The sequence below is a fragment of the Kitasatospora sp. NPDC059747 genome (assembly GCF_042732955.1).
Taxonomy (GTDB): domain Bacteria; phylum Actinomycetota; class Actinomycetes; order Streptomycetales; family Streptomycetaceae; genus Kitasatospora.
Map to the genome: position 1 here is coordinate 1 of NZ_JBHWGV010000062.1, position 10256 is coordinate 10256.

At 74.3% G+C, this 10256-nt stretch carries 5 protein-coding genes; 2 read left to right on the top strand and 3 right to left on the bottom strand.

Annotation, left to right across the window (positions count from 1 at the left end):
* Positions 1-761: 761 nt before the first annotated feature.
* Entirely contained in the window at positions 762-2609 is a 1848-nt protein-coding gene (locus ACFV4G_RS25345; RefSeq protein WP_380444131.1) for a S9 family peptidase, read from the bottom strand.
* A gap of 291 nt (positions 2610-2900) precedes the next feature.
* Entirely contained in the window at positions 2901-3278 is a 378-nt protein-coding gene (locus ACFV4G_RS25350) for a nuclear transport factor 2 family protein (protein ID WP_380444133.1), read from the bottom strand.
* 155 nt (positions 3279-3433) lie between these two features.
* Between ACFV4G_RS25350 and ACFV4G_RS25355 the strand changes: the two genes are divergently transcribed.
* Positions 3434-6145 (top strand): ATP-binding protein, encoded by a 2712-nt coding sequence (locus ACFV4G_RS25355; protein ID WP_380444135.1) that lies wholly within the window; start codon positions 3434-3436, stop codon positions 6143-6145.
* Between the two features lie 189 nt (positions 6146-6334).
* Positions 6335-8758: a PKD domain-containing protein gene (locus tag ACFV4G_RS25360; protein ID WP_380444137.1), complete on the top strand. Its 2424-nt coding sequence runs from the start codon at positions 6335-6337 to the stop codon at positions 8756-8758.
* A gap of 350 nt (positions 8759-9108) precedes the next feature.
* Here the strand turns inward: ACFV4G_RS25360 and ACFV4G_RS25365 are convergent, their stop codons facing one another.
* Positions 9109-9303: a hypothetical protein gene (locus ACFV4G_RS25365; RefSeq protein ID WP_380444139.1), complete on the bottom strand. Its 195-nt coding sequence runs from the start codon at positions 9301-9303 to the stop codon at positions 9109-9111.
* Positions 9304-10256 lie beyond the last annotated feature (953 nt).

Below are 10256 nucleotides of genomic sequence, written 5' to 3' on the forward strand. Positions count from 1 at the left end.
CCGGCCCGGCACCGGGTCCGCCACTGCGGTGACCGCCCGCGCGGGCCGTCGCGGCCCCCCCCGCCCCGCCGCGGGGGGGGGGGGGGGGGGCGGCGGGGGGGGGGCCCCCCCCGCCCCCCCCGGCGCCGCCGGGGGCGCGGGAGGCTGCGGGGAGGGCGCCTCGGACGGGGTCGCCCACGGGGTCGCCCGCGGGGCGAAGGTCGACGTGCCGGACGGTGCCGGGGCCGGCGTCGGGCCGTTGTGGCACCGGCTGTGAGTGCCGTACACGGCCTCCGACTCGTGGTGGTCGATGTGGTGGTGCACCGACCGACCGCCCTTGGGGGCCTTGGGCCCCTTCGAGCCGCTCGAGCCGCTCGACCCGCTCGCACCGCCGGATCCGCCGCCGGACCCCTTGGACCCGCTCCCGGCTGAGCCCTTCGACCCGTTGCCCGACGTCGTCGGATAGGCCGCCTGCACCACCGCGGCCCCGACGTGCGCGCTCGCCGGGGTGGCCCCGGCGGTGGCCGAGGCCTTGGGTGTTCCCGTAACGACCTTTGTGCCCGTAACGGCAGGTGCGCCCGTAACGGCAGGTGTTCCCGTAACGACCGGAGTGGCCGTGGCGACCGGTGTGGTCGTCGCGATCGGCGTGGCCGTCGCGGTGACCGAGGGCCCGGTCGGCCCTGCGGGGGGCGGGCAGCCCGCGTGGTCGCGGTGCCCGCCGGAGCAGCCGGTGAGCACGAGCGCACCGGCCACCCCCACCCCCGCCAGCGTCAGCCGACGCCTCACACCGACCCCCCGCCCAGGTGGCGCCGGACGAAGTCGATCTCCAGCCGCAGCTGCCTGATCCGCTCCTCCACCACGAGCGACCCGTGCCCGGCGTCGTACCGGTAGACCTCGTGCGGCTTGCCGAGCTCCGCCAGCCGCTCGACGTAGTTCTCGATCTGCCGGATCGGGCAGCGCGGGTCGTTGACCCCGGCGCTGATGTAGACCGGCACCCGCACCCGCTCGACATACGTGAGCGGCGAGGACGCGGTGAAGCGCTCCGGGACCTCCTCCGGCGTGCCGCCGAAGAGCGTGCGGTCGAGCGACTTGAGCGCCTCCATCTCGTCGGCGTACGCGGTGTGGTAGTCCGCGACCGGCACGGCGGCGACGCCGAGCGCCCAGAGTTCCGGCTGCACGCCGATGCCGAGCAGGGTCAGGTACCCGCCCCAGCTGCCGCCGGTGAGCACCAGCCGCCCCGGGTCGGCGAGACCGCTGGTGACCGCCCACTCCCGGACGGCCGCGATGTCCTCCAGCTCGATCAGGCCGACGCGCTCGCGCAGGGCGTCCGTCCAGGCCTGGCCGTAGCCGGTGGAGCCGCGGTAGTTGACCCGGACCACCGCGAAGCCGTGGTCGAGCCAGGCCGCCGGGCCGGCGGCGAAGGAGTCGCTGTCGTGGTGCGTCGGGCCGCCGTGGATCTCGAACACGGTCGGGAACGGGCCCTCGCCGGCCCCCACGGGCCGCTGCACGAGCGCGTGGACGCGCCCGCCGGGGCCGTCCACCCACACGTCCTCGACCGGGATCGAGCCGGGCGGCACCGGGCCGGGCGCCCGCAGGACGACCGTCCCCGCGGTGGAGCGGACGGCGGACGGCTCGGCGGCGGAGGACCAGAGGTACTCGACGGTGCCGTCCGGGCGGGCGGTGGCGCCGCCGACGGTGCCGCGCGGCGTGTCGAGGCGGGTCAGCCGGCCGTCGGCGAGCGCGTACGAGAACAGCTCGCTGCGGGCCTCGTACTCGTGCTCGACTAGCAGCGCCTCGGCGCCGGGCCGCCACTGCGCGGAGACGTCGCCGGGCAGTTCGCGGCCCTGCTCGTCGCGCAGCGGGAGGGCGGTCTCGGCGCCGGTGGCGACGTCCCAGATCATCGGCTCCCAGCGGCCGGTGCGCTGGTGGGCGACGAGCAGCCGGGTGTCGCCCTCGACCGGGGCGAAGCCGAGGCAGGCGACGCCGCGCGGCTCGTCCCGGCCGGTCACCTCGTCGAGCTCGGCGACGGTCTCGACGTCCGCGCCCCCGGCGCCGCCGGGGAGCAGGCGCACGACCCGGATCGCCGAGTGCATCGCGTCGCCGTGCTCGGTGTGGTCGATCGCGAGCAGGGTGCCGTCGTGGCTGAGGTCGCCGACGCCGCCGTACTCCTCGTGCCGGTAGATCTCGACGGCCTCGGCGGCGCCGGGGCGGCGCAGGTGCAGGGTGGTGCCGTCCTCGTCGGTCGAGCGGCCGACGACCACGGTGCCGTCGCGGCCGAGGGCCAGGCCGGCCGAGTAGGAGGGCTCCAGGCCGGGCACGGCCGCCTCGTCGGGGCCGCCGGCGAACGGCTGGCGGCGCCAGACGCCGAACTCGTCGCCGTCGTGGTCGTCGAACCACCACACCGAACCGCCGTCGGGGGACAGCTCGGCGTCGGTGGTGCCGTTCGGGCGGTCGGTGACCCGACGGTGGGTGCCGGTGGCGCGGTCCCAGGCGTAGACCTCGTAGGTGCCGGTCGCGTTGGACACGTACAGCGCCCGGTCGGGGGCGTCCTCGGCCCAGTCCGGCAGGGACACCCGGGCCGCGCGGAACCGCTGCTCCCACGCCGGGACGGCGCTCTTATCCTCGCTCATCCGACCATCCAACCCGATCGGGGGGACGAAGCGGAACGGGCGGGTGGGTTTGGGACCCTCCGGGGGGTGGCGCGCCCCCGCCGGGGGCGTGCGCGGGGCCGGTCCTCGTGCCGACGACCGATTCCGTGCGCTCCGGCTCGCGTGCTCACGCCTTCGGTGCCGACGCCCGGTTCCGTGCTCACGCCTTCGGTGGCGACGCCCGGTTCCGTGCGCTCCGGCTGTGGCGCCGACGCCCGGTTCCGTGCCCCCACGTCGCGCGGGGGACACGGAACCGGCAGCCGCCACGGCGGCTCAGGCGCCCGGGACGCGGTCCAGGAAGCCGGCCACCGAGGCGATCCGCCCGTCCGGACCGGCCGTCAGCACGTCGAAGCCGATCACGATCGGCTCGGCGCCGGCCGGGCCGAGGTTCCAGGTGAACCGGGCGATGTCGTGGTGCGCGTCCACCGGCCCGAGGGTGAACTCCAGCCCCGGGAACTGGGCCTGGGCGGCGCCGATCAGCGCGTCGATCGAGTCCCGGCCGGTCACCGCGGCCAGCGGGTCGGTGTAGCGGCCGTCCTCGGCCCACACCTCGTCGATCAGCTTGCGGCGGGCGGCCGGGTCGGTCTCGTTCCAGACCGCGAGGTAGCGCTCGGCGAGCTGCTGCAGGGCGGCGGTGGTGATCTCGGTCATCGTCTTCTCCCTTGTCCCGGTGGGGTGTTGGGCGGGTCGTTCCCGCTGCTCACAAAGGTAGGGACGGGCGGGCGCGGGCGAATCCGTCACGTATGGGTAAGGGGGTGCGTACGTTCGCCGGTCACCGTCCGGCGGGGGTGGGTAGGGTCGGAGCCATGCTGTACGGGAGGGAACGCGAGCAGGCCGTCGTGGACGGGCTGTTGGACGGGGCGCGGGAGGGCCGCAGCGGCGTGCTGCTGCTGGCCGGGGAGCCCGGGATCGGCAAGACCGCCCTGCTGGACCACGCGGTCGCGGCGGCCGGGGACGGCTTCCGGGTGATCCGGGCGGCCGGTGTCGAGCACGAGGCCGAACTGCCCTACGCCGGGCTGAGCCTGCTGCTCGCGCCCGGCCTCGACCGGCTGTCCGCCCTGCCCGGACCGCAACGCCTCGCGCTGGAGACGGTGTTCGGCCTCACCGCCGCTCCGGGCTCCACCAGCCGCCTGCTCACCGGGCTCGCCACGCTCGGGCTGCTCGCCGAACTCGCCGCCGACCGGCCGCTGCTGTGCGTCGTCGACGACGTCCAGTGGCTGGACCGCGCCTCCTGGGACGCCCTGCTGCTCGCCGCCCGCCGCCTCCAGGCCGAAGGCGTCGCGCTCCTGCTCGCCGCCCGGTCGGACGGCAGCACCGCGGAGGCCCGACTCGGCCTGCCCGAACTGACGCTGGCGCCACTCCCCGAGGACGACGCCACCCGGCTGCTCACTCACCGCGCCGGCCCCGACCTGCCCGCCCCCGTCCGCCGCCGGCTGCTCGCCGAGGCCGCCGGAAACCCCCTCGCCCTCACCGAACTCCCCGTCACCGGACCGGAGACGGCCGCACCGGGCAGCCTCCCGCTCACCAGCCGGCTGCTCATCGCCTTCCACGGCCAGGTCACCGGCCTGCCCGCCGCCACCCAGACGCTGCTCCTCGTCGCGGCCGTCGAGGAGAACGGCGAACTCGACGTCGTCCTGCCCGCCGCCGAGACCCTCGGCGCCTGCGCCGAACACCTCGCCCCTGCCGAGGAGTCGGGCCTGGTGACGGTCGCCCCCGACCGCCGGCTCGCGTTCCGCCACCCGCTCCTGCGCGCCGCCGTCCTCCAACGCGCGCCGCACCTCCAGCGCCTGGCCGCACACCGGGCCGTCGGCGCGGCCCTGCCCGACGGCGACCGCCGCACCTGGCACCTCGCCCTCGCCGCCACCGCCCCCGACGCCGACCTCGCCGACGCGCTCGAACGCACCGCCGTCCGCGCCGGGACCCGCGGCGCCCACGGCGGCGCCGCCGCGGCCTACGAACGCGCCGCCCGGCTCACCCCCGACCGCGACGCCGCCACCCGCCGCCTCGTCCTCGCCGCCGAAGCCGCCACCGAGGAAGGCCGGCTGGAGCACGCGGAGGCCCTCGCCGACCAGGCGGCCGCCCGCACCGACAGCGTCCTCGCGCACGCGCTGCTCGACCACGTCCGGGCCACCGCGCACTTCTGGCGCGGCTCCTACCCGACCGCCCACCGCCTGCTGCTCGACGCCGCCGGCACCGCCGTCGAACCGCCGCACGCCGCCCGGATGCTGCTCCAGGCCTTCCACGCCGCCTGGTACGCGGGCGAGGAGCCGGTGGCCGCCGTCCTCGACCGCCTCGCCGCCCTCCCGCTCGCCGACGACGACCCGCTCACCCCGCTCGCCCGCCACCTGACGGCCGCCGTCCTCCCGGCCCTCGGCCGGCCCGCCGGGCCGCTGCCCACCGCCCGCGCCACCGCCGACGCCGCCCGCGCGGCCGGCGCCGACACCCCGGCCGACCTCGTCCAGCTGTGCGGCGCCACCCTCGTCCTCGGCCGGGACGACGAGACCGCCGAACTCGCCGCCGAACTCGTCGCCGAAGCCCGCGCCAAGGGCGCCGTCGGCGTGCTGCCCACACTGGGGTTCTTCCTCGCCGAGGCCGAACTCTTCCACGGCCGCCACCGCGACGCCGAGGTCACCGCGACCGAGGCCCTCGACCTCGCCCGCGACACCGGCCAGCACCAGTGGGTCAGCCAACTCGCCGCCCTGCTCGCCTACCTGGCCGCCCTCGCCGGCACCACCGACACCTGCACCCGCCTCGCCGCCGAAGCCCTCGCCACCACCGGACCGCAGACCGCCGCCCCCGCCTCCGGCGAACCCTGGGCCCACTGGGCGCTCGCCCTCGACGACCTCGGCCACGGCCGGGCCGGCGACGCCGCCGACCGCCTGCACACCCTCACCACCGGCCGCTACCGGCACCACGTCAGCGCCACCCGCGCCGTCCCCGACCTCGTCGAGGCCGCCGTCCGCCTCGGCACCCCCGACCGCGCCGCCGAGCCGTACGAACGCTTCGCCCGCTGGAGCGCCGCCGCCGGCCGTCCCTGGACCGAGGCCCTGCGCCTGCGCTGCCAGGCCCTCCTCGGCCCCGACGAACTCGCCGAATCGGCCTACCGCGCCGCCCTCGACCTGCACGAGGGCACCCACCGCCCCTTCGAACAGGCCCGCACCGCCCTCCTCTACGGCGAGTGGCTGCGCCGCGCCCGCCGCCGCACCGACGCCCGCCCCCACCTGCGCGCCGCCCTCGAAACCTTCGAACGCCTCGCCGCCCACCCCTGGGCCGCCCGCGCCCGCACCGAACTCACCGCCACCGGCACCACCGCCCCCACCCCGACGGCCCCCGACTCCCCCCTGGCGGCCCTCACCCCGCAGGAACTCCAGATAGCCCGCCTGGCAGCTCGCGGCCTCACCAACCGCGACATCGCCGCCCAACTCTTCCTGAGCCCCCGCACGGTCGGCCACCACCTCTACAAGGCCTACCCCAAACTGGGCATCACCTCCCGAACCGCCCTCGCCGACCTGCTCTGACGCCCCGCCCGACACGGCTCGGACCGCCCCGCCGCGCTCAGGGGGGAATCCCGATGGAACGCGCGGCCGAGCAGGGTGGATACTGCTCTGCGCGCCGGTCTGTGATCACTTCCGCGCGGTCCCGGACCGGGACCCCGCCGGCGCTGTTTCGCGTTACCCGAAAGTCCTGGAACGCCCTGGGGGATGGACATGTCCATAAGACGTCACATCGGCATCGCCGCGGCTCTGGTGAGCTCCGCGATCGCCGGAACCACGCTGTCGGTGGGCGCCGCACACGCCGACGCGACCACGCTCTACGTGAACAACAGCCCGACCGCGCACTGCTCGGACGCCGGCACGGGCGCCCAGGCCCAGCCGTACTGCACCGTGCAGGCCGCCGCCGACGCCGCCCAGCCCGGCCAGACCGTCCAGATCGCCGAGGGCGCCGGCACCTACGCCGAGCAGGTCACCGTCACCCACTCGGGCACCCCCGGCCACCCGATCACCTTCCAGGGCCTGCCGGACACCGACAAGCTCCCCACCGCCCAGGTCGGCGTCGTCGGGGGGCACGGCTTCTCGCTCTCCAAGGTCCACGACGTCACCATCCAGGGCCTGGCGTTCAACACCGCCCAGGAGGCCGTGCTCGTCGCCGACTCGGACCGGATCGTCGTCGACGGGAACACGCTGCTCGGAGCCGGCTCGGCCAAGGCTGCGGGCATCCGCCTCACCGGCGCCACCACGGCGAGCACCGTCAGCCGCAACCGCATCGGCGCCAGCGGCGGCGCGGGCATCGCCGTCGACCCGGGCGTCACCGGCACGGTCGTCACCACCAACGCCCTGACCAGCAACATCGGCGGCGGCATCGTCGTCACCGACGCCCCCGGCACCGTCGTGACGAGCAACACCGTCGCGGAGAACTGCGGCACCGGCGTCTCGCTGGCCGGCGCGTCGAGCGGCGCGGTGATCGAGAACAACATCATCACCGCCACCGGCCCGACGACCATCCGCTGCCCCCAGGCCGGCCCGGTCGAGTTCGTCGTCTCGGCCGGCTCGGTCACCGGCACCAAGGCCGACTACAACGTCGTCCACCCCGGCACCGGTGTCAACGCGGGCAGTCAGGCCTACTCCTGGGCCGGCACCGTCTACACCTCGCCCGCCGCCTTCACCGCGGCCACCGGCCAGGGCGCGCACGACGTCGACACCGACCCGGGCTTCAACCTCGGCGGCAACTCCAACGACGACGTCACCCCGCAGCGCGACACCAACGCGCTGGACTCCGCCGACGCCGGCGCACCCGGCGAGCTGACCACCGACCTGCTGGGCAACCAGCGCGTCGACGACCCGCTGGTCGACAACACCGGCACCGGCACGGCGACGTACTACGACCGCGGCGCCATCGAGCGCCAGAACCCGTTCGCGGTCGGCCTCAGCTGGGACTGGAACAACCGGATCCCGGCCGGGCACCCGCTGGACAAGGCGTTCCTCGGCATCGTCTACTCGCCGTGGTCCAAGGCCACCGCGACGATCGACTTCGGCGACGGGACCGGCCCCCAGCCCTTCACCCCCTCGCAGGTGGTCCACACCTACCCCGGCCCCGGCACCTACCGCGCCGTGCTCAGCGCGACCGACGGCCTCGGCAACACCAAGACCTCCACCACCAACATCACCGTCGACCCGGTCGGCCCGCTGTCCGCGCCGACGATCTCGGCGGTGCAGGGCGGCGGCTACGCGCCGACGCACGTCCAGTTCTTCATCGGAGGCGACAGCCCCTGGCCGGTGGCCACCACCACGGTCGACTTCGGGGACGGCACCAGCACGGTCGTGAAGGGCTCGCCCTGGGGCATCCCGCACGACTACCCGCACGTCGGGACCTACACCGTCACCGCCACCGTGGTCGACGACCACGGACGCTCCACGACGAAGTCGGAGCAGGTCGGGGTCGGGGTCAACGGCCAGGTTCGCGCCGGCACCCCGGTGACGGGCCGTTGGGACGGCGGCGCCACCCACGTGGGCGTGTTCTACAACGGCGTCTGGTGGCTGAACCCCACCAACGACAACAACAGCCTCGTCACCCAGGCGACCTTCGGCCAGGCCGGTGACGTCCCGGTGGCCGGCTCCTGGGACGGCGGCCACGACCAGCTCGGCATCTACCGCGACGGCGTCTTCGCGCTGCGCCACGACGACGCGAGCGTGACCGCGGTCTCCTTCGGCGCGCCGGGGGACATCCCGGTGCCCGCGCGCTGGGACGGCAACGGCCACGCCCAGCTGGCCATCTACCGGCCCGGCACCAACACCTTCGCGGTCCGTCACGACGACGGCAGCGTCACCACGGCGACCCTCGGGGACCCGGGCGACCTCCCGATCGTCGGCGACTGGGACGGCGTCGGCCACATCCAGCTCGGCATCTTCCGCTGGTCCCACCAGCCGGGCGGCGCCAGCACCTTCGCCCTGCGCCACGACGACGGCAGCTTCTCCACCGCCGCCTACGGTGCTCCCGGTGACTTCCCGGTCACCGGCGACTGGCTGGGCCGCGGTCGCACCACCTTCGGCATCTACCGCCCGCCGACGGCGACCTTCGCCCTCTCCAACGCCTACGCGGGCGCGCCCGACTCCGTGTTCGCCGTCAGGACCTGAGCCCCGGCGCAGTACCCTCGCCACCACTGCACAGGCCCGGTGCCCCCTCCCAGGGACACCGGGCCTGTCCCGTTCCACCCGGCGGCGCCTGAGCCCACGTCACGCAGAAACGCCAGAGGGCCTACCGGATTTCTCCGATAGGCCCTCTGGACTGGGTCGGGGTGGCGGGATTTGAACCCACGGCCTCTTCGTCCCGAAGCAACCCGGGCACCCGTCAGGCCTCGGTCAGCAGGTCGCTGACCTGCCCGAACGGTCCCCGAGCGTCCGTGGCCGTCCGCCGAAGTGCGCACCCGTTGTAGCGCAGTTAGACACTCAGCTTGGCTGTCGCACGCGGCTCACCCAGGCCGTACCTACAGCAGCTTGTACGCCCACCGCTCGGCATCCATGCTGCCCGCAGGCTGCTCTACCAATCCGGTGACCGCACGCCGCACGAGCACCGAGCTTCGCTCCGCCCAGATCTGGTCCCCAGATGCCAGGAACAGCGGCTGATCGAGGTTGAACACGTAGCAGCCGGGCTCGAAGTCAACGCGGTCCAGGAGCAGCATCCTGGGGCCGTGGCCGGTGAACCGTTGAGCATCATGCGGGCCATCATCATCCGGTTCCGGTGGCCTGCACACCTGCGTTACAAGGATTGGCGTCTGACATCCTGCCTGGCCTGGCCTGGGCGCCTGCGGCCTGACGTCCTAGCGAACCCCTGCGCCGTAGATTCCGCGACTGACCGTCAGATACTCCTGGATCTGGCACGGCTGTGGCACGCCCGCGCCGCTCGATGAGAACTATCGGCGGCGCGGTCCGCCATGGCCTCACACCGCTGGCCGACCTGGCCGAAGCATCCACAGGTAGCCCACTGCCAGTGCACAGCGACGATGTCAACGACGGAACATCCGCTCGTATACGAGGAGAAACGGTGCCACGTAGCCGGAAGCCTCCGGGACAGTTGCGCGACCGCTCCAGACCAGGAGCACGCCAGCGGCCAGGGCAAGCGTGTAGACCACCCCACCCATCCACGCCTGTGTACCATCCGCGCCAGGCCCAATCGGCCCTGGTGCCGCCTGGACGTCTGCGTGAGTGTCTTCCATACTGTGGTCGGTCCTTCCGTAATAGTGGGCAAGGCCAGGGAGACCACCCGACGATTAGGCCCGCGGGTGGTCTCCCCTCGGAGAATTTCTCCGTTCGAGATCGGCACGCCATAGTGTTCACCACCTGTTCCCTTCACCGCAAACGCACTGGTAAGAACGCCATTCAGGAGAATTCGGCGTCCGCGTGACCTTTCCGCAGGGTGTCCGAACTATCGACCAAGAAGCCCACGGTGGCGGAGCCCGTGAAGTCTCGCGCCTGAACTTCCTCGGGGCCACGCCCGCTTGGCTGTGGCTTCCGTACGACAACGCAACCGATGGCCCACACCACCTGGCACCTCTGCCTATGCCCTCAACGACGCGTTCGGCACCGTTCGCGAGCCCGGAAACGACGCTATTAACGACGCGTTCGGCACCGTTCG